Source organism: Streptomyces sp. NPDC048171 (assembly GCF_043202655.1).
Classification (GTDB): domain Bacteria; phylum Actinomycetota; class Actinomycetes; order Streptomycetales; family Streptomycetaceae; genus Streptomyces.
In genome coordinates this window covers 88,321-113,689 of sequence record NZ_JBIDAU010000005.1, presented here as the reverse complement: position 1 = coordinate 113,689, position 25,369 = coordinate 88,321, and the positions used below count along the sequence as shown (strand labels likewise).

Annotated in this window: 23 protein-coding genes; 9 read left to right on the top strand and 14 right to left on the bottom strand. The window is 72.1% G+C overall.

The window, feature by feature from the left end; all coding sequences use genetic code 11:
* Nucleotides 1–46: 46 nt before the first annotated feature.
* From ACGF3J_RS15110 to ACGF3J_RS15090, 5 genes are all read left to right on the top strand, one after another.
* On the top strand, nt 47–1,009 hold the full coding sequence (locus ACGF3J_RS15110; protein ID WP_161332101.1) for an ABC transporter ATP-binding protein: 963 nt from the start codon (nt 47–49) through the stop codon (nt 1,007–1,009).
* Complete coding sequence (locus ACGF3J_RS15105; RefSeq protein WP_161332102.1) at nt 999–1,907, top strand: ABC transporter permease; 909 nt, start codon at nt 999–1,001, stop codon at nt 1,905–1,907. The genes ACGF3J_RS15110 and ACGF3J_RS15105 overlap by 11 nt, the downstream gene beginning before the upstream one ends.
* Complete coding sequence (locus ACGF3J_RS15100) at nt 1,904–2,815, top strand: ABC transporter ATP-binding protein (RefSeq protein ID WP_122616505.1); 912 nt, start codon at nt 1,904–1,906, stop codon at nt 2,813–2,815. Before ACGF3J_RS15105 ends, ACGF3J_RS15100 begins: the two co-directional genes overlap by 4 nt.
* Nucleotides 2,816–2,826: 11 nt before the next feature.
* Nucleotides 2,827–3,546 (top strand): ABC transporter permease subunit, encoded by a 720-nt coding sequence (locus ACGF3J_RS15095; protein WP_161332103.1) that lies wholly within the window; start codon nt 2,827–2,829, stop codon nt 3,544–3,546.
* Nucleotides 3,547–3,676: 130 nt separating this feature from the next.
* The gene (locus tag ACGF3J_RS15090) at nt 3,677–3,967 is read left to right on the top strand and encodes a hypothetical protein (RefSeq protein ID WP_161332104.1); all 291 of its coding nucleotides are present in this window, start codon (nt 3,677–3,679) and stop codon (nt 3,965–3,967) included.
* 183 nt (nt 3,968–4,150) lie between these two features.
* On the opposite strand, the gene ACGF3J_RS15085 is transcribed toward ACGF3J_RS15090, so the two are convergent.
* The 9 genes from ACGF3J_RS15085 to ACGF3J_RS15045 all read right to left on the bottom strand — a co-directional run bounded on the left by ACGF3J_RS15085 (nt 4,151) and on the right by ACGF3J_RS15045 (nt 14,271).
* A complete protein-coding gene (locus ACGF3J_RS15085; RefSeq protein WP_161332105.1) occupies nt 4,151–4,981 on the bottom strand; it encodes an HAD family hydrolase in 831 nt (276 codons plus the stop codon).
* The gene (gene serS, locus ACGF3J_RS15080) at nt 4,978–6,255 is read right to left on the bottom strand and encodes a serine--tRNA ligase (RefSeq protein ID WP_393854197.1); all 1,278 of its coding nucleotides are present in this window, start codon (nt 6,253–6,255) and stop codon (nt 4,978–4,980) included. The genes ACGF3J_RS15085 and serS overlap by 4 nt, the downstream gene beginning before the upstream one ends.
* A gap of 519 nt (nt 6,256–6,774) precedes the next feature.
* The gene (gene pheA, locus ACGF3J_RS15075; RefSeq protein ID WP_161332107.1) at nt 6,775–7,707 is read right to left on the bottom strand and encodes a prephenate dehydratase; all 933 of its coding nucleotides are present in this window, start codon (nt 7,705–7,707) and stop codon (nt 6,775–6,777) included.
* 96 nt (nt 7,708–7,803) lie between these two features.
* Nucleotides 7,804–9,078 (bottom strand): iron uptake transporter deferrochelatase/peroxidase subunit, encoded by a 1,275-nt coding sequence (efeB, locus tag ACGF3J_RS15070; RefSeq protein WP_161332108.1) that lies wholly within the window; start codon nt 9,076–9,078, stop codon nt 7,804–7,806.
* A gap of 8 nt (nt 9,079–9,086) precedes the next feature.
* On the bottom strand, nt 9,087–11,219 hold the full coding sequence (locus ACGF3J_RS15065) for a copper resistance CopC/CopD family protein (protein WP_161332109.1): 2,133 nt from the start codon (nt 11,217–11,219) through the stop codon (nt 9,087–9,089).
* A 24-nt stretch (nt 11,220–11,243) separates the two neighbouring features.
* Entirely contained in the window at nt 11,244–11,753 is a 510-nt protein-coding gene (locus ACGF3J_RS15060; RefSeq protein ID WP_161332110.1) for a copper chaperone PCu(A)C, read from the bottom strand.
* Nucleotides 11,750–12,400, bottom strand: coding sequence for an SCO family protein (locus tag ACGF3J_RS15055; protein ID WP_161332111.1), 651 nt, complete (start codon nt 12,398–12,400; stop codon nt 11,750–11,752). The genes ACGF3J_RS15060 and ACGF3J_RS15055 overlap by 4 nt, the downstream gene beginning before the upstream one ends.
* A gap of 124 nt (nt 12,401–12,524) precedes the next feature.
* The gene (locus tag ACGF3J_RS15050) at nt 12,525–13,286 is read right to left on the bottom strand and encodes a YcnI family protein (RefSeq protein ID WP_161332112.1); all 762 of its coding nucleotides are present in this window, start codon (nt 13,284–13,286) and stop codon (nt 12,525–12,527) included.
* 148 nt (nt 13,287–13,434) lie between these two features.
* Entirely contained in the window at nt 13,435–14,271 is an 837-nt protein-coding gene (locus tag ACGF3J_RS15045) for a hypothetical protein (protein ID WP_161332113.1), read from the bottom strand.
* A 233-nt stretch (nt 14,272–14,504) separates the two neighbouring features.
* Between ACGF3J_RS15045 and ACGF3J_RS15040 the strand changes: the two genes are divergently transcribed.
* Nucleotides 14,505–14,969, top strand: a complete 465-nt coding sequence (locus ACGF3J_RS15040; protein ID WP_161332114.1) for an ATP-binding protein — start codon at nt 14,505–14,507, stop codon at nt 14,967–14,969.
* 90 nt (nt 14,970–15,059) lie between these two features.
* Here ACGF3J_RS15040 and ACGF3J_RS15035 read toward each other — a convergent pair whose 3' ends face one another.
* The gene (locus ACGF3J_RS15035; RefSeq protein WP_161332115.1) at nt 15,060–16,562 is read right to left on the bottom strand and encodes an aminopeptidase P family protein; all 1,503 of its coding nucleotides are present in this window, start codon (nt 16,560–16,562) and stop codon (nt 15,060–15,062) included.
* 133 nt (nt 16,563–16,695) lie between these two features.
* Nucleotides 16,696–18,132: a PP2C family protein-serine/threonine phosphatase gene (locus ACGF3J_RS15030; RefSeq protein WP_161332116.1), complete on the bottom strand. Its 1,437-nt coding sequence runs from the start codon at nt 18,130–18,132 to the stop codon at nt 16,696–16,698.
* A 683-nt stretch (nt 18,133–18,815) separates the two neighbouring features.
* On the opposite strand from ACGF3J_RS15030, the gene ACGF3J_RS15025 reads away from it, so the two are divergent.
* On the top strand, nt 18,816–19,481 hold the full coding sequence (locus tag ACGF3J_RS15025) for a bifunctional DNA primase/polymerase (protein WP_161332117.1): 666 nt from the start codon (nt 18,816–18,818) through the stop codon (nt 19,479–19,481).
* A gap of 55 nt (nt 19,482–19,536) precedes the next feature.
* Nucleotides 19,537–20,298, top strand: coding sequence for a hypothetical protein (locus ACGF3J_RS15020; RefSeq protein WP_393854196.1), 762 nt, complete (start codon nt 19,537–19,539; stop codon nt 20,296–20,298).
* A gap of 244 nt (nt 20,299–20,542) precedes the next feature.
* On the opposite strand, the gene ACGF3J_RS15015 is transcribed toward ACGF3J_RS15020, so the two are convergent.
* From ACGF3J_RS15015 to ACGF3J_RS15005, 3 genes are all read right to left on the bottom strand, one after another.
* Nucleotides 20,543–21,508, bottom strand: coding sequence for a DUF5926 family protein (locus ACGF3J_RS15015; RefSeq protein ID WP_161328418.1), 966 nt, complete (start codon nt 21,506–21,508; stop codon nt 20,543–20,545).
* 430 nt (nt 21,509–21,938) lie between these two features.
* Nucleotides 21,939–22,577 (bottom strand): ATP-binding protein, encoded by a 639-nt coding sequence (locus tag ACGF3J_RS15010; protein WP_161328417.1) that lies wholly within the window; start codon nt 22,575–22,577, stop codon nt 21,939–21,941.
* 150 nt (nt 22,578–22,727) lie between these two features.
* Nucleotides 22,728–23,555 (bottom strand): glycerophosphodiester phosphodiesterase, encoded by an 828-nt coding sequence (locus ACGF3J_RS15005; protein WP_161328416.1) that lies wholly within the window; start codon nt 23,553–23,555, stop codon nt 22,728–22,730.
* 265 nt (nt 23,556–23,820) lie between these two features.
* Here ACGF3J_RS15005 and ACGF3J_RS15000 point away from each other — a divergent pair, with 265 nt between their 5' ends.
* Complete coding sequence (locus tag ACGF3J_RS15000; RefSeq protein ID WP_393854195.1) at nt 23,821–25,332, top strand: S1C family serine protease; 1,512 nt, start codon at nt 23,821–23,823, stop codon at nt 25,330–25,332.
* Nucleotides 25,333–25,369: the final 37 nt, after the last annotated feature.

The window sequence follows — 25,369 nt, the reverse complement described above, 5'->3', positions numbered from 1 at the left end:
TCTGACGACCTCAGTGGCGCGCGTCACTACTGTCGTGGATGTGACTGTGATCGCGACCGAAAGCCTGAGCAAGCGGTTCCCCCGGGTGACCGCGCTCGACCGGCTGTCCGTGGATGTCGGACCCGGTGTGACCGGACTCGTCGGTGCCAACGGCGCCGGCAAGTCCACTCTGATCAAGATCCTTCTGGGTCTGTCTCCCGCCACCGAGGGCCGGGCCGAAGTGCTCGGACTCGATGTCGCCACCAAGGGCGCCGCCATCCGCGAGCGGGTGGGCTACATGCCGGAACACGACTGCCTGCCACCCGACGTCTCGGCCACCGAGTTCGTCGTCCACATGGCGCGCATGTCCGGCCTGCCGCCCACCGCCGCGCGCGAGCGTACGGCCGACACCCTGCGCCACGTCGGCCTCTACGAGGAGCGCTACCGGCCCATAGGCGGCTACTCGACCGGCATGAAGCAGCGCGTGAAGCTCGCCCAGGCCCTGGTGCACGACCCCCAGCTGGTCTTCCTCGACGAGCCGACCAACGGCCTCGACCCGGTCGGCCGTGACGAGATGCTCGGCCTCATCCGCCGCATCCACACCGACTTCGGCATCTCCGTCCTGGTCACCTCACACCTGCTGGGCGAGCTGGAACGCACCTGCGACCACGTGGTCGTCGTGGACGGCGGCAAGCTGTTGCGCTCCAGCTCCACCACGGACTTCACGCAGAACACGACGACCCTCGCCATCGAGGTCACCGACACCGACGAGCACCCCGACGGCACCCGCGCGGTGCGCGAGGCGCTCGACGCCCGCGGAGTGACCGTCCAGGACGGCAGCGGCCTGCCCGGCGCCGGCCACGTGCTGCTGCTCACCGCTACCGGCGAGGAGACCTACGACCTGGTCCGGGACGTCATCGCCGACCTCGGCCTCGGCCTGGTCCGGATGGAGCAGCGCCGGCACCACATCTCGGAGGTCTTCAAGGACAGCGACGAAGCACGGAAGGAGGCGGTCGGCCATGGCAGCTGAACAGCCCACAGCCACGGTCCCGGGTGACCAGACCCGCATCCACAACATCGGCTACCGCAACTACGACGGCCCCCGCCTCGGCCGCGCCTACGCCCGCCGTTCGCTGTACTCGCAGTCCCTGCGCGGAGCCTACGGCCTCGGCCGCTCGGCCAAGTCCAAGGTGCTGCCGATGCTGCTGTTCGTGGTGATGTGCCTGCCCGCGGCCATCATGGTCGCCGTCGCCGTCGCGACCAAGGCGAACGACCTGCCCGTGGACTACACGCGCTACGCGATCGTCCTCCAGGCCGTCATCAGCCTGTACGTCGCCTCGCAGGCCCCCCAGTCCGTCTCGCGCGACCTGCGCTTCAAGACCGTGCCGCTGTACTTCTCCCGGCCGATCGAGACCTCCGACTACGTTCGCGCGAAGTACGCGGCGCTGTCCTCGGCCCTGTTCATCCTCACCGCCGCACCCCTGCTGGTGCTCTACGTGGGCGCGCTGCTCGCCAAACTCGACTTCGCGGACCAGACCAAGGGGTTCGCACAGGGACTCGTCTCCGTGGCACTGCTCTCGCTGCTCTTCGCCGGTCTCGGCCTGGTCGTCGCCTCGGTCACCCCGCGCCGCGGCTTCGGCATCGCGGCCGTCATCGCCGTCCTGACCATCACCTACGGCGCGGTCTCCACGCTCCAGGCGATCGCCGACGTCCAGGGCAGTTCCGGAGCCGTCTCCTGGATCGGCCTGTTCTCGCCCATCACCCTCATCGACGGGGTGCAGTCCGCCTTCCTCGGCGCCACTTCGGCCTTCCCCGGCGGGGTCGGCCCGAGCAACGGCGAGGGCCTGGTCTTCGTCCTCGTCACCCTGGGCCTGATCGTCGGCACCTACGGCCTGCTGATGCGCCGCTACAAGAAGGTGGGACTGTGAGCACCCTCAGCATCGACCACGTCTCCCGCTGGTTCGGCAACGTGGTCGCCGTCAACGACATCACCATGACGATCGGCCCCGGCGTCACCGGCCTCCTCGGCCCCAACGGCGCGGGAAAGTCCACCCTCATCAACATGATGGGCGGCTTCCTCGCCCCCTCCACCGGCAGCGTCACCCTCGACGGCCGGCCGGTCTGGCGCAACGAGGCCATCTACAAGCACATCGGCATCGTCCCCGAGCGGGAGGCGATGTACGACTTCCTCACCGGCCGCGAGTTCGTCCTTGCCAACGCCGAACTGCACGGACTGGGCGCCAAGGCCGCCCAGGAGGCGCTCTCCACCGTGGAGATGGAGTACGCGCAGGACCGCAAGATCGCCACGTACTCCAAGGGCATGCGGCAGCGCGTGAAGATGGCCTCCGCCCTCGTCCACCAGCCGTCGCTGCTGCTGCTCGACGAGCCGTTCAACGGCATGGATCCGCGCCAGCGCATGCAGCTGATGGACCTGCTGCGGCGCATGGGCGACGAGGGCCGCACCGTGCTGTTCTCCTCGCACATCCTCGAAGAGGTCGAACAGCTCGCCTGGCACATCGAGGTGATCGTCGCCGGACGCCACGCGGCCAGCGGCGACTTCCGCAAGATCCGCCGCCTGATGACCGACCGGCCGCACCGATACCTGGTGCGCTCCAGCGACGACCGCGCTCTCGCGGCCGCGCTGATCGCCGACCCGTCGACGTCCGGCATCGAGGTCGACCTCGCCGAGGGAGCGCTGCGCGTCCAGGCCGTCGACTTCGGACGGTTCACGGCCCTGCTGCCCAAGGTCGCCCGCGACCACGGCATCAGGCTGCTCACGGTCTCGCCGTCCGACGAGTCCCTCGAGTCCGTCTTCTCGTACCTCGTCGCGGCGTAGGAGGCCGAAGAATGTACGACCCCACAGTCGCCCGGCTCACCTACCGAGCCCTGCTCGGCCGCCGCCGGGCCCTCATCCTCGGCGTGCTGCCCCTGCTGCTGCTCGTCATCGCCGTCGCGGTGCGCGCCCTCGCCGGAGTCGACGACCAGACCGCGGCGGACGTGCTGGGCGGGTTCGCCCTGGCCACCATGGTGCCGATCATCGGCGTCATCGCCGGCACCGGTGCGATCGGTCCGGAGATCGACGACGGCTCGGTGGTGTACCTGCTGTCCAAGCCGATCAAACGGCCGACGATCATCTTCACCAAGCTGATCGTCGCCATAGCGGTGACGATGGTCTTCTCCGCCGTACCCACGTTCCTCGCCGGCCTGATCCTGAACGGCAACGGCCAGCAGATTGCCGTCGCCTACACGATCGCCGCGCTGGTCGCCTCCATCGCCTACGCCGCGCTCTTCCTGCTGCTGGGCACGGTGTCCCGGCACGCGGTGGTCTTCGGGCTCGTCTACGCCCTCGTGTGGGAGGCCCTGTTCGGCTCCCTGGTGCCGGGCGCCCGCACGCTGAGCGTCCAGCAGTGGTCCCTGGCGGTGGCCCAGAAGGTCGCCGACGGAAACCTGGTGACCTCCGACGTCGGCCTGCCGACCGCGACCGCGCTGCTGGTGGGCGTGACCGCCCTCGCCACCTGGTACGCGGGCCAGAAGCTGAGGTCGCTGACGCTCGCCGGGGAGGAGTGAGCCGGCCCCGGGCCGACGGGGCCTCGACCTGACGGCCTCGACCTGACGGGGCCTTCACCCCGGCCCGGGCACACTGGGCCGGGATGGGAACGGGGAACACACGGGGGACGGCGGGGCTGGGAGGACCGGGATGGCGGGCCAGACACCTCAGCAGGACGGCAACGGACGGCCGCGGGACGGCGGCGAGGAAGCCACCAGGGGCGGAGCGGGGCACAGCGCCGGTGACGACGGCTGGGACGGCCTCGTCCTGGACGAGGAGTTCGTGCGCGAGGCCGGCACCTCCGAGCCCTCGGCCCGTGCCCGGATGCTCGCCGCGCGCTGGCGCCGCGAGAAGCCGGAGCCGCAGCCGTGGCGCTCCGACGAGCCGCCCGCCGGCTGGTTCTTCAGCAAGGGCAGACGCCGCAGGTGGCGCCGGAGCTGACGCGGCGTATGTCCGCCTTTATTCGGTGGCGCCCGGCTTTCCGCGGCGGCATTGTGGTGGATGCACGAGGCCGGACGGCGCCGGCGCATCGGGCGGCCGCTTCGAGCACGCGGGATGCCCCGCGTGGGCCGGCCGACGGGGACGTCGGCGCCGTCCGGCTCGTGGGCTCCGGGGCTGGGAGGGTCAGCCCGACAGACGCTCCAGGACCACCGCGATGCCGTCCTCGTCGTTCGAGGACGTCACCTCGTCGGCCACCGCCTTCAGCTCCTCGTGGGCGTTGGCCATCGCCACGCCGTGAGCGGCCCAGCCGAACATCGGGACGTCGTTGGGCATGTCACCGAAGGCGATCGTGTCCGCCGCCTTCAGACCCAGCCGACGGGCCGCCAGCGACAGCCCGGTCGCCTTGGACAGACCGAGGGGGAGCAGTTCGACGATGCCCGCGCCCGCCATGGTCACCGTGACGAAGCCGCCCGCGGTGCGCCGGGCCGCCTCGGCCAGCTCGTCGTCCGACAGGGTCGGGTGCTGGATGTAGATCTTGTTCAGCGGCGCCGACCACAGGTCCGAGGCGTCGGTGAAGGGCACCGCGGGGAGATCGCCGCCGACCTCGTACCCCGGGCCGACCAGGACGTCGCCGTCCAGGCCGTCGCGGCTCGCCGCCAGGTACAGCGGACCGGTCTCCGCCTCGATCTTGGCCAGCGCCACCCCGGCCAGCTGGCGGTCCAGCGTGACCGAGGTCAGCAGCCGGTGCTCCCCGGCGTGGTAGACCTGTGCGCCCTGGCCGCAGACGGCGAGGCCGTCGTAGCCGAGGTCGTCGAGGATGTGCCGGGTCCACGGGACCGCGCGGCCGGTCACCACGATGTGGGCGGCGCCCGCCGAGGTGGCGGCGGCGAGCGCGTCCCGGGTGCGCCCCGAGATCGTGTCGTCGCCGCGCAGCAGCGTGCCGTCGAGATCGGTCGCGATCAACCGGTAGGGGAAGGACCCGGCGGCACCGGTGGCGGAAGCGGTGTCGCTCACTTCTTCACCGGCTCCAGGACCTCCCGGCCACCGAGGTACGGACGCAGCACCTCGGGCACGCGCACCGAGCCGTCGGCCTGCTGGTGGTTCTCCAGGATCGCCACGATCGTGCGCGGGACGGCGCACAGCGTGCCGTTGAGCGTGGCGAGCGGGCGCACCTTCCTGTCCTCGCGGACCCGGATCGACAGCCGGCGGGACTGGAACTCGGTGCAGTCCGAGGTCGAGGTCAGCTCGCGGTACTTGCCCTGGGTCGGGATCCACGCCTCGCAGTCGTACTTGCGCGCCGCCGAGGAGCCCAGGTCGGCCGAGGCGACGTCGATGACGCGGAACGGCAGCTCCAGCGACGTCAGCCACTGCTTCTCCCACTCCAGCAGGCGCTGGTGCTCGGCCTGCGAGTCCTCGGGGAGGACGTAGGAGAACATCTCGACCTTGTCGAACTGGTGCACGCGGAAGATGCCCCGGGTGTCCTTGCCGTGCGAGCCCGCCTCGCGGCGGAAGCAGGGCGAGAAGCCGGCGTAGCGCAGCGGCAGGCGCTCGGCGTCGAGGATCTCGTCCATGTGGTACGCGGCGAGGGGGACCTCGGAGGTGCCGACCAGGTACAGGTCGTCCTTGTCGAGGTGGTAGACGTCCTGGGCGGCCTGGCCGAGGAAGCCGGTGCCGGCCATCGACTGGGGGCGGACCAGCGCAGGGGTCAGCATCGGGGTGAAGCCCGCGGCCGTGGCCTGGGCGATCGCCGCGTTGACCAGGGCGAGCTCCAGGAGCGCGCCGACGCCGGTCAGGAAGTAGAAGCGCGAGCCGGAGACCTTGGCGCCGCGTTCGACGTCGATGGCGCCGAGCAGCTGGCCCAGCTCCAGGTGGTCGCGGGGCTCGAAGCCCTCGGCGGCGAAGTCGCGGTGCGTGCCGTGGGTCTCCAGCGTGACGAAGTCCTCCTCGCCGCCGACGGGGACGTCGGGGTGGACGAGGTTGCCGAGCCGCTGGAGCAGCTGCTGAGTCTCGGCGTCGGCCGCGTCGCGCTCGGCGTCGGCGGTCTTGACGTCGGTCTTCAGCTGTTCGGCGCGCTTCAGCAGCTCCGCCTTCTCGTCTCCGGAGGCCTTGCCGATGAGCTTGCCGAGGCCCTTCTGCTCGGCGCGCAGCTCGTCGAAGCGCACGCCGGACGACCTGCGTCGCTCGTCGGCGGACAGGAGGGAGTCGACGAGCGCGACGTCCTCTCCACGGGCGCGCTGAGAGGCGCGCACACGGTCGGGGTCCTCACGGAGCAGGCGAAGGTCAATCACGCGGTCAAGGCTACCGGTGTGCGGTGACGGGTCTCGACCCACTATTGCCGAACGCGCGTCTCACGTTCCGTGCGGCCGGTCAATGAAATGCTGCGGCGTCCCCGGAACGAGGCACCTCGGCGACGATGGGTTGACCGGATTTCCTTGTGGGGAACGGGACTTGAGGCGTGATTGTCCACAGGAATCCACAGCCCGGAAAAGTTATCCACAGGCTGTGCGAAAGATCTGTGGACTCACGGAAGTGATCATTCCCAATTCCTGGGGGTGGCCCGTCCAAACCCTCCATGCCCGCACTTTCGAGTGGAAACGGGACACCCGGTGTCACTCCGGAGGATGGGGTGCAAGAAACAGGTGGACGAAGGGTGGCTTGGGCCTCTGTGGACGGAGTAGGGCGCTGTAGGGGGATATGTCGACTGAATGCCCTTACGTTGTCGACTTGTCCCCAGGTCGAGAAGCGGACCTGTGGATAACTCCTGTGGACAACGAAAATCAGCAGGTAGGACCGGTCGGACGGGACCGTCAGAACCGGCCGTCCTGGCAGCGCGCCACCCAGTCCGCGGCCGCGACGAACGCCTCGTCCGAGGTGCCCGGCAGCAACGCGTCCACGTCCGCGACCCCGACCTCCGCGCGCGGGTACGAGCCCAGGTAGCGCACCTGGAGGCAGCTCCGCTTCAGACCCATCAGCGCGTCGGCGACCCGGCGGTCGGAGATGTGTCCCTCCGCGTCGATGCAGAAGCAGTAGTTGCCGATGCCCGCGCCGGTGGGCCGGGACTGGAGCAGCATCAGGTTGACGCCCCGGGTGGCGAACTCGCCCAGCAGATCACGCAGGCCACCGGGGTGGTCGTCCCGCTGCCAGAGCACCACGGACGTCTTGTCCGCGCCGGTCGGGGCCGCGGGCCGGGCCGGACGGCCCACCAGCACGAAGCGCGTCTGCGCGTTCTCCGCGTCGTGGATGTCGGCCTCCAGCACCTCGAGGCCGTAGCGGGCCGCGGCGAACTCGCCGGCGAAGGCGGCGTCGTACCGCCCCTCCTGGACCAGGCGGGCGCCGTCCGCGTTCGACGCGGCGGACTCCCAGGCGACGTCCGGGAGGTGTGCCTTGAGCCAGTTGCGGACCTGGGGCTGGGCGGCCGGGTGTGCGGTGACCGTCTTGACGTCCGACAGCTTGGTGCCGGGCCGGACCAGCAGCGCGAAGGTGATGGACAGCAGCACCTCGCGGTAGATCATCAGCGGCTGGCCGGCGACCAGCTCGTCGAGGGTGGTGGTGATGCCGCCCTCGACGGAGTTCTCGATCGGCACGAACGCGGCCTCGGCCTCGCCCGTGCGGACCGCGTCCAGCGCGGACTGGACCGAGACGTACGGGACCAGCTCCCGGGTCGCGGTCTCCGGAAGTGTGCGCAGGGCGACTTCGGTGAAGGTGCCTTCAGGGCCGAGATACGCGTAACTGGCTGGCATGACCTCACCCTAATGGGCCCGGGGAGACACGGCTCACGCGTCTCATGGCGGCCCCTCGCGCGGGTGAGACCCGGTTGCCCCCGGTCCCGTCGGGGGTCACCCCTCCAGCAGCCGCTGGCCCACGTACTCGCCCTCCGCGGCCCCGCCCGGCACCGCGAACAGGCCGCTCGCCTCGTGCCGGACGAACTGCGACAGGGCGTCGCCCCGGTCCAGCTTGCGCTGCACGGGCACGAAGCCGCGCAGTGGGTCGGCCTGCCAGCAGATGAAGAGCAGGCCCGCGTCCGGGACACCGTCGGCGTCGAAGCCGTCGTGGTACGAGAAGGGGCGGCGGACCATGGCCGCGCCGCCGTTCTGGTCGGGTCGGGTGATGCGGGCGTGGGCGTTGATCGGGACGACGAGGTTCCCCGCCTCGTCCGTCTTCTCCAGGTCCATCTCGGTCGTCTCACCGCCCCCGGACAGCGGCGCCCCGTCCGACTTGCGGCGGCCGATGACGTCCTCCTGGCCCTTGAGCGAGAGCTTCTCCCAGTCGTCCAGGAGCATGCGGATCCGGCGTACGACGGCGTAGGAGCCGTTCGCCATCCAGGCCCGCTCGTTCTTCCCCGGCTGTTCGGGGACGAAGATCCGCCGGTCGAAGTCGGGCTCGGACGGCTTCGGATTGCGGGTGCCGTCGACCTGTCCCATGAGATTGCGGGCCGTCATGGGGCGGGCAGTGGCGCCCGGTGACCGGTTGAAGCCGTTCATCTGCCAGCGGACGCGGGCGGCGGCTCCGGCGTCCCGCTGGATGGCGCGCAGGGCGTGGAAGGCGACCAGGGAGTCGTCCGCCCCGATCTGCACCCACAGGTCGCCGTTGCTGCGGTTCTTGTCGAGATGGTCGGAGGAGAAGTCGGGGAGCGGGTCGAGGGCGACCGGGCGTTGTCCGTCCAGGCCGGTCCGGCCGAAGAAGCTGTACCCGAACCCGAAGGTGACGGTCAGCGAGGAGGGCCCCGAGTCCCGGGCGACGTCCGTGTCACGGGTTCCGGCCGGTTCGCCCGCCATCAGTCGGCGCGCCGTGTCGGACCAGCGGCGCAGCAGCGCGGCGGCCTCCTTGCGTCCGGCGCCGGCCGCCAGATCGAAGGCGACGAGATGGCCGCAGGCCTGCATGGGGTCGGTGATGCCGGGCTGATGTTTCCCGTGAAACATCGCCCGCCCGCTGCCCAGCGAGGTGAGCGGGGCGGCCGCCGTGGAGGGGGCGGCGGCGTAGCCGGTGGCACCGCCGGCCGCACCGAGTACGAGCCCCGTGGCGCCGGCGGTGCCGAGCAGCCGCCGACGCGAGACGCCCTCGCGGGCGGCGGTCCCGGCGTTCGGGGCTTCCGGAGTGGACTGGTCAGACATGGTGCGGTTCAGCCGATCTGCGCGTTCTTGGAGACGGTCACCTGGTCGATGTCGGAGGTTCGCACGGTCACCGAGACTTCCCAGTCGCCGCCGATCGGGATCTGCACTCCGCTCGCCGACCAGTGGCCGGTGGTGATGTGGTCCGGGGCGACGGGCAGCGGCCCGATGTCCTTGGCCTCCTGGGTCAGAGCGACCTTCACCTCGGGTATGTCGAAGGCGGTCCCGTCCTGGCGCTCGACGTAGAGGTGCAGGTCGTTGGCGCCGACCCGGGCGGGGTCGAGCTCGACCCGTACGACGCCCTTGCCGTTCTGGGAGCCGGTGTCGAAGGGCATGTCCAGGGTCACCGCGCCGGTGGACGGTGCGGGAGTGGTGGCGGAGGAGGCGCCGGTGGCCTTGGCCTCCTGCTCCGTCCTGCCCGGCTCGGTCTGGGTCAGCACGGTGGTGACGGCCAGCAGGACCACGGCGACGCCCGCCTCGGCGAGCACGGAGCGGCGCAGTCCGAAACGGTTCGGGTCGGCGTCCCGCTGCCGCTTCTGCTTGGCGGCGTCCACGGCGGCGCGCTGCCGGGCGAGCTGGGCTGCACGCTGGGAGCCGGAGCCGTTCGCGGCCCCGGAACCCTTCCCGGCTCCGGACCCCTTGGCGCCCGCCTTGGCACCCGTACCGGCTCCCTTGGCACCCCCGGAGGCCTTCGAGCCACCGGCCGTCTTGCCCGAGGCCGCCGCCTTGCCGGAGGCTGTCGCCTTGCCGGAGGCTGCCGCCTTGCCGGAGGCCGCCGCTTTCCCAGAAGCCTTCGCCTCCTCGTTCCCCCGGCCGGACGACGCGCCCACCCGCTCCTTTTCCGCCTTCTCGCCCTTCTGGCCCTTCTCGTGCTTCTCCCCCTGCTCCCGCGGCCGGACCACGCCCGGGGCCGCGGCCCCCGCCAGCTGCGCGGTCCACCGGCGCGAGAGGTAGGCGATGCCGACCAGCACCGCGACGAGTCCGATCTTGACGAGGAGCAGCTGTCCGTACCGCGTGTCGGTGAAGGCCGACCAGGACCCCAGCTGGCGCCAGGACTGGTACGTACCGGTCACCACCAGCGCGACCACGCTGCCGAAGGCGACGCGCGAGAACCGGCGTACGGCGACGGCCGGGACCGGTGTGTCCGCGGGGCCGCGGTACAGCGCGACAAGCAGTGCCGTGAGTCCGCCGAACCAGGTGGCCACGGCGATCAGGTGGACGATGTCGGCCGGCATGGCGAGGCCCGCCTGGAGGCCCACGGAGGCGTGCTCGGACATCGCCCAGGTCGCCGCGAGGCCCGCCGCGACGACGGCCCCGCCGACCGCGAGCCCGAAGGTGAGGTCCCTCTTCTCCTCGTCCTCCCGCTTGTCGTAGGCGCCGAAGAGCACGGCGACGAACAGCGCGGCGGCCGCGAGCAGCAGCAGCCGGGAGACCAGCGCGGCGCCGGTCTTGGTCTGCAGCACCTCGCCGAGCAGGTTCAGGTCGACGATGTCGCCGGCCTTCCCGGAACCGGTGTAGGAGCCGCGCAGCAGCAGGAGCATGAGGGTGGCGGCGGTCAACGCGAGCCACCCGGAGACGACGACCCGCTGCACGACGCGGACCCCGGAGCCGCGAGGCCAGCAGGCCAGCACGAAGGCGGCGCCGCCCACCAGCACGGCGAACCCGGCGTACGACACGTACCGGCCGAAGCCGTAGAGGGCGCCGACGAACCCGCCGCCCGCCTCCTGGGCGGAGACGGAGACCGAGGTGTCGGACGGGGCTCCGACGGAGAAGGTGTAGGCGCCGGCGACGGGGTGGCTGTCGGCGGAGACCACCTGGTAGGTCACCGTGTAGGTGCCGTCGGGCAGCCCGGTGTGCAGCTTCACGGAGTACGTCGTGCCGCCCGTGCCGGACGGGCTGCCGTCGTCGACGCGCTTGCCCTTGGGGTCCAGGACGCGCAGCGAGTCGTCGTCGACGGAGACCGACTCGGAGAAGGTGAGCGACACCTGGGCCGGAGCCCGGTCGACCACCGCCCCCTGCTGGGGGTCGCTGCCGGTCAGGGCGGCGTGCGCGGAGGCCGGTCCGGCGCCGGCGAGCAGCGCGCAGGCCGCGCCCAGGAGCAGCAGCACCAGGGTCCGGAAGCGTGGGGCGATGGTCTGCGTCAAGGTGGTCCCTCCCTCGGTGTCCGGTCAGTTTCCGGTGTGTGCGGAGTGTCCGTCGGTGGGCTGGTAAGTGGCCGCCTTCACGGGCACCTTGACCGTGACGGGGTCGGACTGGGCGAAGTGCAGTTCGACGGTGACCGACTGGCCCTGCTTCGGCTGCTGCTTCAGCTTCTCGAACATCAGGTGGTTTCCGCCGCTCTTGAACACGAGTTGACCGTGTGCGGGGATCTTGAGGCGGTCCACCTCCTTCATGGTCCCGTCGACGGTCTCGTGCACGGTGACGTCGCCGGCCCCGCTGGTGACCGAGGTCAGTTCGTCGTCCGAGTCGCCCTCGTTGGTGATGGTGAGGAATCCGGCGGCCATCGAGGCGGAGACCGGCTGCGGTATGTAGGCGGCGCCGACCGAGAGTTCGGCCCCTGAGGCACCGGAGGCGCCGGAGTCCGCGGTGCCGGAGTCCGCGCCGCCGCAGCCCGCGAGGGCCAGCGTGCCGATCGCGGCGAGGGCGGCGAGGGCGGGCCGGGTGCCGCGGCCGCTCACGGGTTCTCTCCCTTGACGAGCTTGGGGAGGTCCTTGGTGTAGTCGTCGACCGTGGCGTCCTCGCCGTAGAGGACGTAGCCCGCGTCGGACTTCGGGGAGAAGGCGACGACCTGGGTGCCGTGGGTCGAGACGATCTTGCCGTTCTTGTCCTTGGCCGGCGGGTCGATCGAGATGCCGAGGGTGCGGGCGCCGGCCTGGATGGTGTCGAAGTCGCCGGTCAGGCCGACGATCTGCGGGTCGATGCCCTTGAGCCACTTGCCCAGCGCGGCCGGGGTGTCCCGTTCCGGGTCGGTGCTGACGAACACGACCCGGAGCTTGTCCTGCTCGGCCTGCGACAGCTGCTTCTTGGCCACGGCGATGTTGTTCATGGTCAGCGGGCAGACGTCGGGGCAGTGCGTGTAGCCGAAGTAGACCAGCGTGGGCCGTCCGGCGGTCTGCTCGCGGAGGTCGTACTTCTTGCCCTGGGTGTCGGTGAGGACGAGGTCGGGCTTCTCGAAGGGCTTGTCGAGGACGGTGGCGGCCTGCTGGGCGGTGTCCTCGGAGACCACGGTGACCGGCTTGTCACTGTCGGCGCCGCTGCCGCAGGCGGACAGGGTCAGGGAGGCGGCGGCGAGCAGGGCCGCCGCGGCGAACGTCTTCTTGCGCATAGAAAAATGTCCCAGATGTGAGGTGCACCGGTGCGCGCCGGGGGCCGTCGGACCGACGGCTCGGCGCGCACCGGACGTGAGGATGCGCCGACGGGGTGGCGTCGGCGCACCGGCGCGGGCGTCGTTACGCCGACGCGCCGGAGTCGCGCCGACGGCCCGCCAGCACGCCGTAGCCGACGCCCGCCGCGCCGACGACGATGCCGACGATGCCGAGCACCCGGGCGGTGGTGTCGCTGCCGTTGCCGGAGCCGTCGTCGGCGGAGGCCTCGGTGGCGGTGTCCTTGGCGGCCGCCTCGGCGTCGTCCCCGGCCTTGTCGTCCGACGAGTCCGCCGCGCCGTGTCCGTCGCCCTCGGCGGCGGCCAGCTCCAGCACGGGCGCCGGGTTCTCGGGCTCCTCCTGGCCCTCCTGCGGCACCTCGATCCAGCGCACGACCTCCTTGTTGGAGTACGTCTGGATGGCCTTGAACACCATCTGGTCGGCGTCCTCGGGCAGCGCGCCGATGGAGAGCGGGAACTTCTGGAAGTAGCCGGGCTCAACGCCCTTGCCCTCGGCGGTCCAGGTCACCTTGGAGACGGCCTCGGTGAGCTGCTTGCCGTGCGACTCGATCGGCTTGTCCAGCTTGGACTTGGTGACCTCGGCCTTCCAGCCGGGGACCGGCTGCGGCATGACGGACGCCAGCGGCTGGTCAGTGGGGAGGTTGATCTCCAGCTTGGTGGTGGAGGCGTTGTCGCGCTCGTTGGGGACCTTGAAGTTGACGGTCGCGTAGCCGCCCTTGGCGGCCGTGCCCTCCGGCTGCACGCTGACGTGCGCGAAGGCGGGGGCGGACAGGGCGAGGACGGCGATGCCGGAGACGGCGCAGGCGGCGGCGAGACGGGAAGCCTTCATAGCCTTCATGGACGGAGCACTCCGCTTCGAGTGGGCACCGGTACGGCACCGGTGCGGGTGAGGAGAGGGATGCGCGCACGCGCGCGTGCCGCACGACGACGGCCCCTCCGTACTCCCTGGGGGGAAGCGGGGTGGTGGACGTGTCGTGTCAGGCGGCGAGGGCGAACACGTCGCTGGGCGGGCCGCGCCTGATCACCGTGTGCTGGAGTGCGGTGGTGCGGGGCCGCGGCGGCACCAGCAGGGCGGGACGCGGCGGACGCGGGCCGGCACCGGGGGCGCCGGCGAGCCCGGCGTGCAGGGCGCGCACCAGGGAGAGCGCCGCGCGCAGGGCGCGTACGAACGCTCCCTCGGCCATTGAGTGCGCCGAGTGCGCCGACAGTTCGACGAGCCGGGCCAGTGCCAGGTCCCCGCGGCGCAGCAACCAGCCGGCGGCCAGGGCCGCGAGGACGTGGCCGAGCAGCATCGGCAGGGACGGCAGCAGCGCGGCGGGGTCGCCGGCGCCGGCCAGCACGTCGGCGGGATGGTGCGTGGCGCCGGTGGAGGCGTCCGGGGAGACCCGGGCGTCGTCGAGGATCCGCTGGGCCTGGGCCGGGCTGATCGCCGCGGCCGTGGTCCCGCAGACCAGCCGTGCCGCCTGCTGGACCAGAGAGGCGTCGGACGGCCCGCCCGCCGCGGCGGCCGTACCGGATGCCGTGACCGCGGTGGTGCCGTGCTGGCCCAGTCCGAACAGGACGTGCAGCGCGGTCTGTCCGACGGTGAGCAGCGCCACGATGCCGGGCAGCGAACGCAACCGGCCGGCGAGGGGCGCGGTGACCACGACCGCCCCGAGGAATCCGGCCCCCAGCGACCACAGCGGAACGGTGGCGCAGGAGGCGAGGGTGTGCCCCGCCGCGGCCAGCACGACGCAGACCGCGGCGAACACCGCGGCCCGCAGGATCCGGAGATCGTTCCCGGAGCGCGCCGTTGGCGGGTGGGGGGCAGTCATGGCGGGCTCATCATCGCACTGACGCCCCTCGCGCCGTACGGCAGGTCCACAAGATGACGTACGCCCCGAAGTGAACGGGAAGATCACTCTCTGGGGTGAGCCGTGCCGCATACACCGGCGCACGACGGGGACACATCCGCCAGATGAGCGGTGTCACGGCCCGAGCGTGCTTACGCCGGGGTGAGAGGGGCAATACGTAACGGTATGTCGAGCCGCGGCCGGGAGGCTGGAGCATGAGCATCTGGTGGTCACTCCATTTGCGGCGCGAGGCTGCGAGCGTGCCCCTGGCCCGCCGCCTGCTGATCGGCACCATGGAGAGCGCGGGCGTCGACCCCGACATCTCCTTCGATCTCTCCGTCGCCCTGAGCGAGGCCTGCGCCAACGCCGTCGAGCACGGCGGGGACGACGGCGCGGGCGGTCCCACGGAGGCCTACCGCGTCACGGCCTACCTGGACGGCGAGCGCTGCCACATCGAGGTCTCCGACACCGGCCCCGGGTTCCCCGCCGCCGCGCCGGGCCGGCCGGGGAGTGCGGGCCGCCCGGTCTCCGCGGACGCCGAGAGCGGGCGCGGCCTGTGTCTCATCCGGGAGCTGGCGGACCACGTCCAGATCGGCAACGAGCCGGGGAGCAAGGGAGCCGTGGTGAGCTTCGACAAGATCCTCAAGTGGCGGGAGGATGCGCCGCTGGTGGCCGTCTGACCCGACGGCACGACCCAACGAGGCGACGGCACGACCAGGCGGTACGACGACGGCCGGGCACCGTGAAGGTGCCCGGCCGCCGTTCGTGTGTCAGCCCTTCAGCGCCGCCATCCACTCCTCGACCTCGTCCGACCGGCGCGGCAGGCCGGCGGACAGGTTCCGGTTGCCGTCCGCGGTGACGAGGATGTCGTCCTCGATGCGGACGCCGATGCCCCGGTACTCCTCGGGCACGGTCAGGTCGTCGGCCTGGAAGTACAGTCCCGGCTCGACGGTGAGCACCATGCCGGGCTCCAGGGTGCCATCGACGTAGGTCTCCACCCGCGCGGCGGCGCAGTCGTGGACGTCCATGCCGAGCATGTGGCCGGTCCCGTGCAGCGTCCAGCGGCGCTGGAGGCCCAGCTCCAGCACCCGCTCGACCGGGCCCTCGACCAGGCCCCACTCGACCAGCCGCTCGGCCAGCACGCGCTGGGACGCGTCGTGGAAGTCGCGGTACTTGGCGCCCGGCTTCACGGCCGCGATCCCGGCCTCCTGGGCGTCGTACACCGCGTCGTAGATCTTCTTCTGCAGCTCGCTGTAGCGGCCGTTGATCGGCAGCGTGCGCGTGACGTCCGCCGTGTAGTACGTGTGCGTCTCCACGCCCGCGTCGAGCAGCAGCAGGTCGCCGGAGCGGACCGGGCCGTCGTTGCGGACCCAGTGCAGGGTGCAGGCGTGCGGTCCTGCGGCGCAGATGGAGCCGTAGCCGACGTCGTTGCCCTCGACACGCGCGCGGAGGAAGAAGGTGCCCTCGATGTAGCGCTCGCTGGTCGCCTCCGCCTTGTCGAGGACCTTCACGACGTCCTCGAAGCCGCGCACGGTGGAGTCGACGGCCTTCTGCAGCTCGCCGACCTCGAACTCGTCCTTGACGAGGCGGGCCTCGGAGAGGAAGACGCGCAGTTCCTCGTCGCGCTCGGCGGTGACCTTGTCGGTGAGGGCGGCCTCGATGCCGGCGTCGTGGCCGCGGACGACGCGCACCGGGCCGGTGGCCTCGCGCAGGCTCTCCGGCAGCTCGCGGACGTCGGAGGCGGGGATCCCGTACAGCTTCCCGGCCTCGGTGAGGGAGTGGCGGCGGCCGACCCACAGCTCGCCCTGGCCGCTGAGCCAGAACTCGCCGTTCTCGCGGTCGGAGCGGGGCAGGAGGTAGATCGTGGCGGTGTGGCCGTCGCCCCTGGGCTCCAGGACCAGGACGCCGTCCTCCGTCTGGTTCCCGGTCAGGTACGCGTACTCGACCGAGGCGCGGAAGGCGTACTCCGTGTCGTTCGACCGGGTCCTCAGGTTGCCCGCGGGGATCACCAGGCGCTCACCCGGGAAGCGGGCGGACAGCGCGGCGCGGCGGGTGGCGGTCTCGGCGGCCTGGGCGATGGGCTCCAGGTCGTACAGCTCCGTGTCGGCCCACCCGGACTTCATGTTCTCGGCCAGCTCGTCGGACACGCCCGGGTACAGGCCGTTCTTGCGCTGCTTGACCGGCTCGTCGCCGTCCGCGTCAGCGGCGTCCTCAAGCACGGCCTCCGGGGTCTCCGGGATCTCCGGGTTCTCCTGGGTGAGCTCCTCCGCCACGGTCATCCTCCTCGATACGGCACTGGACCACCCCCATCGTACGGTCGTACGGAAGAGGGCCCAGGGGCGAAGGGCCTGTTACCGGGGGGTCGCTACCGTCCGTTATTAGTGGCCTCCGAGGCGTCAGTGTCCGCTATTCGAACCTGACGGCCAGCAGGACGACGTCCTCCTCGGAGTCCGCGTCGGCCTTCCCGTCCGGCAGCACGGTGCGCAGGACGTGGTCGGCGACCGCGGCCGGATCGTGGCGCGCGGCCCTCGGTACACCGGCGGCGGCCGCGTGCAGCCGGGCGAAGGCGCGATCGGCCCGGTCCCCCGTGCGGTGCAGCAGCCCGTCCGTGTACAGCAGAACCGTCTCTCCCGCTTCGGCCTGCAGCTCCACGCTGGGCGCCTCCCAGCAGGCGAGCATGCCGAGCGGCGCCGAGACGGAGGTCTCGACGAACTCCGTGCGCCGCTCCCCGATCAGCAGCGGCGGGCTGTGCCCGGCACCGGCCAGGGTGATCCGGCGCAGCGCGGGCTCGCAGTAGCCGAACAGCGCGGTGGCCGATCGGGCGGGCTCGGTCAGCCGCAGCAGCAGCTCCAGGTCGGACAGGACGGCGACCGGGTCCTCGCCCTCCATCACGGCGTACGCCCGCAGCGAGGCGCGCATCCGTCCCATCGCGGCGACCGCGCTGGGACCGGCCCCGGTGACGGAGCCGACGGAGAGACCGAGCGCGGCGTCCGGCAGCGGCAGCGCGTCGTACCAGTCGCCGCCGCCGAGCGGGCCGGTGCGGTGCCGGGCGGCGAGCTGGACGCCGGGTACCCGCGGGAGGCGGGAGGGCAGCAGCTCCTCGGCCATCGTCGCCATGCACGTGCGCGTGCGCTCGACCTCCAGGAGGCGGGTCAGGTGGTGCGCGGCGTACCGGACGTAGAGACCGGCGAGGTGGCGCTGGTGCTCGTCCGGTTCGGCGGGTTCGTCGTAGAGCCACGCGGCGGCGCCGAGACGGCCGGTGCCCTCGGCGGAGAGCGGGAGGGCGTAGCTCGCGGCGTAGCCGAGGCGGGCGGCGACCTCGCGGTGGCGCGGGTCGAGGCCCTTCTCGGCCAGCAGGTCGGGCTCGGCGACCCCGTCCTCGTCGACCGGCAGCCCGTCCAGGATCCGCCCGTAGGACAGGGATGTCCGGGGCACGGTCTCGATGTGGCCGAGGTCGGCGCGGGCCAGCCCGAGTCCGATGGTGGTGTCCGGGCCGAGTCCGTCGGCGGGCTCCAGGATGACGAGACCGCGCCGGGCGCCCACCAGGGCGGCACCGGCGCGCAGCAGCTCCTGGAGGCCGTCGGAGAGGGTGTCCGTACGGACCAGGCGTTCGGTCAGTTCGTGCAGGGTCGTAAGGTCCGAGACCCAGCCGGCCAGCCGGTCCTGGAGGAGGAGGCCGGGGGCCGAGCCTTTGCCCGGGGCGTCGCCGGCGGCGGCAGCGGCGTCCTCGGTGTTCGGCGGGGCGGCCGGGGCGGCGCCGGGGGCGGCGGACGCGACAGTGTGTGCGGGGGACGGGACCGCTGAATCGATTCCGGCCACTTTCGGAGGGTGCGGGGCGTTCATGGTGTCCGGCTTTCCGACCGGCGCTTACTGCTCAAAAGCATCGCAAACCCCCATGTCATTCTGCGCCGCTAGCAGTGTCTCCACATGTACACGCACTCGTAAGGGGATGTCCAGCATTGTCCTGCCGGGATTCCTGGTGTCCGTGGGGTGCGAGCGGTCTCCTTCCGGAACTCTTGCGGAAAAGCTAGATTGGCTTGAAACTGCCCCAGAGGACGGCTTGTTGCGGTCGACTGGGGGTGCTTCACGGAGCGTCACAGCGGTCGTGATGGGTACGTACTCGGAGAAGGCCGGGGGTGGTTGGGGGCCACCCGGAACCTGGCGACGGACCCGGGCGTCCTATCCACCGACGACCGTGCCCCATCCTCCCGTGGCGGAGGCGGAGAGAAATACGCGGAACGGCAAACGCCAGACTTCGCCACCCCCGCGCCACGCCCATGCTTTTGCCAGACGCAGTGTGGACGGAACCGTCACGGACGCAGTCAGTGCTCGACCCACAGGGGTTTCCCCTGCCTTTGGCAGTGGTGTTCCCCGGCAGGGTGCCGGTCGGGGGAGCGCGCCCTGGTGTGGGGGTCGTCCCGCGGCACGGATGTGATGCGCCACCAAGCTACGCACAGCGAATGCTCGACACATGGTGTGAGTGACCACGGTGTTGCCAGGCGTGCAACGGAAAGGAACGAGCGCTCATGCGCGAGATCCTCGGAAGGCGACGCAGGCTCCTGTCCCGGCACGACGACGGGCGGCCTGAGCTGATCGGCGCGGCCCTGACCTACGCGACGCAATGGCAGTGGCCCGTCCTCCCGGGCGTGGCGGCGGACCCGCAGGCGCGGACCCGCTGCGGCTGCCCCGATCCCGAGTGCACGGTGCCGGGCGCGCATCCCTTCGACCCCGGGCTCCTCGCCGCCACCACCGACGCCCGCATGGTCCGCTGGTGGTGGTCCAACCGGCCCACCGCGCCGATCGTCCTGGCCACCGGCGGCGGCGCCCCGTGCGCGGTCTCGCTGCCCGCCCTGCCGGCCGCCCACGCCCTCGCCGCGCTCGACCGCGCCGGCCTGCGGGTCGGCCCGGTCGTCGCCTCACCCACCCGGTGGTCGCTGCTGGTGCGGCCCTACTCCATGGAGCAACTGGGCGAGCTGCTCTACGCCAAGGACTTCGTCCCCGGATCCCTGCGTTTCCACGGCGAGGGCGGCTACCTCGCCCTGCCGCCGTCCGAGACCGGCGGCGGCGCCGTCCGCTGGGAGCGGGCGCCGCTGCCCGGCTCCGCCTCGCCCTGGGTGCCCGACGTGGAGGCCGTGGTGGACGCGGCCGTCGACGCCCTCACTCGTACGGGTGTGAGCGCGCCCGAGTTGTAGGGGTCTCCGGCGCGCGCGGAGGGTCTGCCCGGCCTTCGTCGTTATCGTCCGGACCATGCCGCTTCATGCAGGGGAGCACCGTGCCGCCGCGCCGCGCCGCGCCGGCCCGCACCGCGCCGGGCCGCGCCGTGGGGGGCGGCCGGACAGTCGGCGCGTCCGTCTGTACGGCCTCGCCGGCGTCGTGGTCTGCGCGGTGGTGCTGCCGTTCGCCGTGGCGTCGGCGGGGCCCTCGCCAGGCCCCGGGCCGGACACCCCCGCGGCCGTCCGGCTCCTCTCGCAGGGCGGTGACTCCAAGGCGTCCGACGGCGCCGGTGGCGCCTCCGCGCCGAGTGAGGCCGCCTCTCCCCGTTCGCCGCTGCCGCCCGGTCCGGCCACGGCCGTGCGCTGCGGGCCCGAACTCACCTCGCCCGAAGGCGTCGAGGCCCAGACCTGCGTCCTGGCCCAGGGGCCGGAGACCTGGGCGCGGACCTACTACCGCAACGCCACCGGTGACCGGCTCGAAGCCGTGCTGAGCCTCATGGGGCCCGACGGGCGCAGCCTGCGGATGCGGTGCGCCGTGAGCGCCGAGGACGCGCCGGGCACCTGCGAGACACCCCGGGAACGCGCTCGGGGCGGATTGGCCGGATACACCGCGGTCGCGGAGTTCGCGAGCCGGGCCGGGTACGGGCCGCTGCTGCTGCGCACCGGCAGCAACAGGGACTCCGGACGCGACGCGGAGAGCCAGGACGACGCCGGCGCCGGGAGTAGCGGAAGCAACGGCTTCGTCGGGAACCCCGACCGCGGTCGAAGCAACTCACCTGCGGGAACGGGGAGTTGACCGCCGGTCGCGGTGCGTGCTCGACCCGGGACATGGAAAGACCCGGTTGCTGGCGACGGGGGATGCACCAGCAACCGGGCTACTCGAACGGTAACAAGAGATCGGCTGTTAGCAAATTCGATCTCCTGTTTTCCGGTCACCGACTGGCTTGTCCACGCGATGAGTTGTGACCGGAGTCACCCACTCCACGGCGGGCGCTCCGGCTGACCGGTCGGTCAGCCGGGCCGGCCCGTGCCGCCGCGTGTCAGCTGAGGGTCACCTGCCGGTTGGTCAGGCCGCCGCGCGCCCGGCGCTCGTCGTGCGTGAGCGGAGCGTCCGCGGCCAGGGCCTCGGCGAGCCGCTCACCGAACTCGGCGGCGGGCTTCTCGACGTCCTGCGCGGTGACCTCGCTCGGCAGGTCCCACACCGGCACGGTGAGCCCGTGGGCGCGGAAAGAGCCGACGAGGCGGGTGCCCTCGCCGAGCGACGACCGGCCGGCCGCGTGCAGCCGCGCGAGAGCGTCCAGCAGCCGCTCCTCCTCGTGCGGCATGACCCAGCGCAGGTGGTTCTTGTCCGGCGTCTCGCACCAGTACGCGGCGTCCACGCTCTGCAGCCGGACGGTCGGGATGGCCGCGGCGTTGGCCCGCTCCAGGGAGGCGGACACCTCCGGCGTGGCGTTCTCCGGGTCCGGCACCCAGAACTCGAAGCCCGTGTGGACCTCCGGCTCGAACGTCCCCTCGGGAGCGAGCAGGTCCTGCAGCCGGGGACCCTCGGCCGGGGCGCGGCGGCCCTGCACCGGGGTGCCCGGCGCGGCCTCCAGTGCCTGCTGGAGGGTGTCGGCGAGGTCGCGGCTGATGTCGCCCGAAGCCGTGTCGTTCTGCAGGCCGAGCAGGACCGAGCCGTCGTCGCGTCGCAGGGCCGGCCAGGCCATCGGGAGCACCGTGGCCAGTGTGACCGAGGGGACGCCATCGGGCAGGCCGTCCCGCAGGGTCAGCTCCACCGTGGCCGCCGGGACCAGCTCCCGCAGGGCCACCCAGTCGCACTCGCCGGGCAGCCCTTCGAAGGGGCGGTGCACCAGCGCGGTCGTGGCGTGCGCGGCCGCTCGTCCGTGGCACGCCTTGTAGCGGCGGCCGCTGCCGCAGGGGCAGGGTTCGCGGGCACCGACGACCGGGATCTCTCCGGGGGTGGCCTGCGGGCGCTTGGCCTTCGTCTGGGGTCGCTTCTTGGCCATCGTGGGTGTCTCCCGGTGGGCGGCTCATCTCGTACGGCGCGAGCCTAGCCGTTCGTGCGGGGACCGACGGGAACCTGTGGACAACGGGGCGTCTGTGGACAGGGGGTGGGCCTGGTTGGGCCTGTGGGGCGGTGGGCTGGATCGGCGTGTGGGCCGTGGGCCTGGATGGGAAGGGGCGACGGGTGGCTGGCGGCTGGCGGCTGTGCGAAGCCCGGGACCTCTCCGAGGCCCGACGACGGGAGTCGGCCCGGCCCGTCGTCCAGGACGGCCACCTCTGCGCTCACCGACCGCTGCGCCCACCACGTCCGCGCCACCGCGCCACCGCGCCACCGCGCCACCGTGCCACCGTGCCACCGCGACTCCGTGCCACCGCGACTCCGCGCTTCCACGTCTCGCAGGGCCGAGCGGCGCCGCGCCGCAGTCCGCGGGGTCAGCCGGCCTCTTCGACGGCGTCCGCGAAGTCCAGGCCGGGGATCTCCGACACCGCCGGTGCCGCGATCCGGGTGGCGAAGTCGTCGCGCCGATGTCCGGCGTCCGGGTCGTGCACGTCGTCGTGGACGACGACCCAGACCGTGACCTCGCCGCGCGCGTCGTCCCGTACGCCCCAGTCGTCGGCGAGCGCGGTGATGATGTTCAGCCCGCGGCCGCCGTGCGCGGTGACCGAGGGGGTCGCCGGCGTCGGACGGGTCGGACCGCCGCCGTCCGTGACCTCCACGACCAGCCGGCCGCGCGGGTCCACCTGCCACGCGGCGCGCACGTCGCCGTCGCCGGCGAGGGCGTCGCCCAGCGGGCGGCCGTGCTTGCACGCATTGCTCAAGAGTTCGGAAAGGACCAGTACGGCGTCGTCGATGACCGGTTCCGCGACACCGCCGCTGCGCAACTGCTCGCGCATCCGGTGCCTTGCTCTCCCCACGCCCGCAGGGCCATGGGGAACGGCCATGCTCGACGACGTGGGCACTTCCTGTGCCACCACCAACGCCACCCCCGAGACCTCCTTCGCCCCACGCCACGGTGTGGATGCCCCTCTGGCCTGAACCGGAAACCGGCCCGTACTCGCCCAGTGACGCATTCGACACGGTCGAACACGCACCGAACGCGCCGGAGCACTCCCTGTAATCACGTGGCTGGATTTCGTCGGTGTGGCCGAGACCGGAGAATGCGGCAGACGGGCCACCGGGTCAAGGCCTGTGGACGAATCGGCCCCCGATACAGCGCCCGGTCAACGTCCGAGGTGGTCCAGTACCGCGCGCGGCCGGTTGGTGATGATGGCGTCGACGCCCAGGTCGGCGCAGAGATCCACGTCGTCGGTGTCATTGACGGTCCAGACGTGCACCTGGTGGCCGGCGCGCTTCAGGCGCTCGATGTAGGCGGGGTGGTTGCGCACGATCCGGATCGAGGGGCCTGCGATCCGGACACCCGCGGGCAGCCGTCCGTCGCGCAGCCTCGGTGAGACGAACTGCATCAGGTAGACCGTCGGGAGCGTCGGCGAGGCGGCCCGCACCCGATGCAGCGAACGGGCCGAGAAGCTCATCACACGCACCGGGGAATCCGCGGCCGAGGCCGGGGCGTCGAGTCCGAACCGCTTCAGGAGCAGCAGCAGCCGCTCCTCCACCTGACCCGCCCACCGCGTGGGGTGCTTGGTCTCGATCGCCAGCTCCACCCGCCGTCCGGCGTCGGCCACCAGTTGGAGCAGCCGCTCCAGGGTCAGGACGGAGGTCTCCTCCCGGTCCTCGGGCCGGTGCTCCCATTCCGGCTGCTCGTCGCGCGTGCGCCAGAACTCGCGGGTCCGGCGGGCCCCGAAGTCCAGCTCGGCCAGATCGGCGAGCTCCAGCGCGGACACCGCGCCCCGGCCGTTCGACGTACGGTTGACGCGCCAGTCGTGAACGCAGACGAGATGACCGTCCGCCGTCAGGCGCACATCGCACTCGAGGGCGTCCGCCCCGTGCTCGATCGCCTTCCGGTAGGCGGCCAGGGTGTGCTCGGGGGCCTCCTCGGAGGCTCCACGGTGGGCGACGACCTGAATCCGGTGCTGTCGTGCGTGGGTCACCGCGTCATGGTGCCACCGCGGGCGGGTAGACGGGCCATCGGGTCGAATCGACAACGCGTCCGTTTAGTCTTACAAATCCCATATAAGGGACGGCCCAGGACCCACAGCAACCGCTTATGGTGCTCTGACGGCCCGTGGGAAAAGCTGATGGCATACAAAAAGGCCAGCACATCCGCATCGCGCCGGACCGTGGACCACCGCGTTTGAGCGTGGCCGAGCGCGACCAGGGTGACCGACACACTGCCGTGGAACTAGGAGAGAAGCTGTGAGCACCGAGAACGAGGGCACCGCGGTACCCCCGGCCCCGTCCGCACCCCCCGTGCCGGTGGACGCTCCCGCTGCCTCCGCCCAGCCCCCCGCCCCGCAGCAGGCTTCGGCCCAGCCTCCGCAGGACCCTGCCGCCACCCCCCAGGCACCGGCCCCCGCTCCGCCTGCCCAGGCACCGGCCGCGGCGGCGCCCCAGGGCCACACGCCGCCCGACGCCTCCTGGCCCCCGCCCCCGCCGCCCGGCACCCCGTCGTACGCCGCAGGAGGCGGCGACGCCGGCCACGCCGGGCACGGCGGCCATGGCGATCACGGCTTCGGCCAAGGCTCGGGCGACGGTACGGGAGGCGGCGGCTGGGGAGCCTCGTACCAGCAGCCCCCCGCGCCCAAGCCGGGCCGCGGACGAGGTGGCGTGCTCGCCGGAATCCTGGTCGCGGCGCTGGTCGCGGGCGGTCTGGGCGGCGGCCTCGGCTACACCCTGGCCAAGAACAACGACGGCAGCGGCTCCACGACCGTCTCCGCGTCCGACACCGGCGGCTCCGTCAAGCGCGAGGCGGGCACGGTGGCCGGTGTGTCCAACAAGGCGCTGCCCAGCACGGTCACCATCCAGGCCGAGGGAAGCAACGGCGAGGGCGGCACCGGCACCGGCTTCGTCTTCGACAAGCAGGGCCACATCGTCACCAACAACCACGTGGTCGCGGAGGCGGTCGACGGCGGCAAGCTCAGCGCGACCTTCCCCGACGGCAAGAAGTACGACGCCGAGGTGGTCGGCAACGCGCAGGGCTACGACGTCGCGGTCATCAAGCTGGAGAACGCCCCGTCCGACCTGAACCCGCTCCCCCTCGGTGACTCCGACAAGGTGGCCGTGGGCGACTCGACGATCGCCATCGGCGCCCCCTTCGGCCTGTCCAACACGGTCACCACCGGCATCATCAGCGCCAAGAACCGCCCCGTGGCCTCCAGCGACGGCGGCGCGGACAGCAAGGCGTCCTACATGAGCGCCCTCCAGACCGACGCGTCGATCAACCCGGGCAACTCCGGCGGCCCGCTGCTGGACGCCCAGGGCAACGTCATCGGGATCAACTCCGCGATCCAGTCCACGAGCAACGGCGGCTTCGGCACCGGCCAGGCCGGCTCCATCGGCCTGGGCTTCGCGATCCCGGTCAACCAGGCGAAGTTCGTCGCCCAGCAGCTGATCAAGACCGGCAAGCCGGTATACGCGAAGATCGGCGCCTCGGTCTCTCTGGAGGAGACGACGAACGGCGCGAAGCTCACCGAGCAGGGCGTGGGCGGCTCCGCCCCCGTCGAGTCGGGCGGCCCCGCGGCCGACGCGGGCCTCAAGCCCGGCGACGTCATCACCAAGCTCGACGACCGGGTGATCGACAGCGGCCCGACCCTGATCGGCGAGATCTGGACCCACAAGCCCGGCGACGAGGTCACGGTCACCTACGAGCGCGGCGGCAAGCAGCACACCACCGAACTCACCCTCGGCTCCAAGCTGGGCGACGACTGACCCACACCCCCGGACCGACCCGCTACCCTGGTCCCGC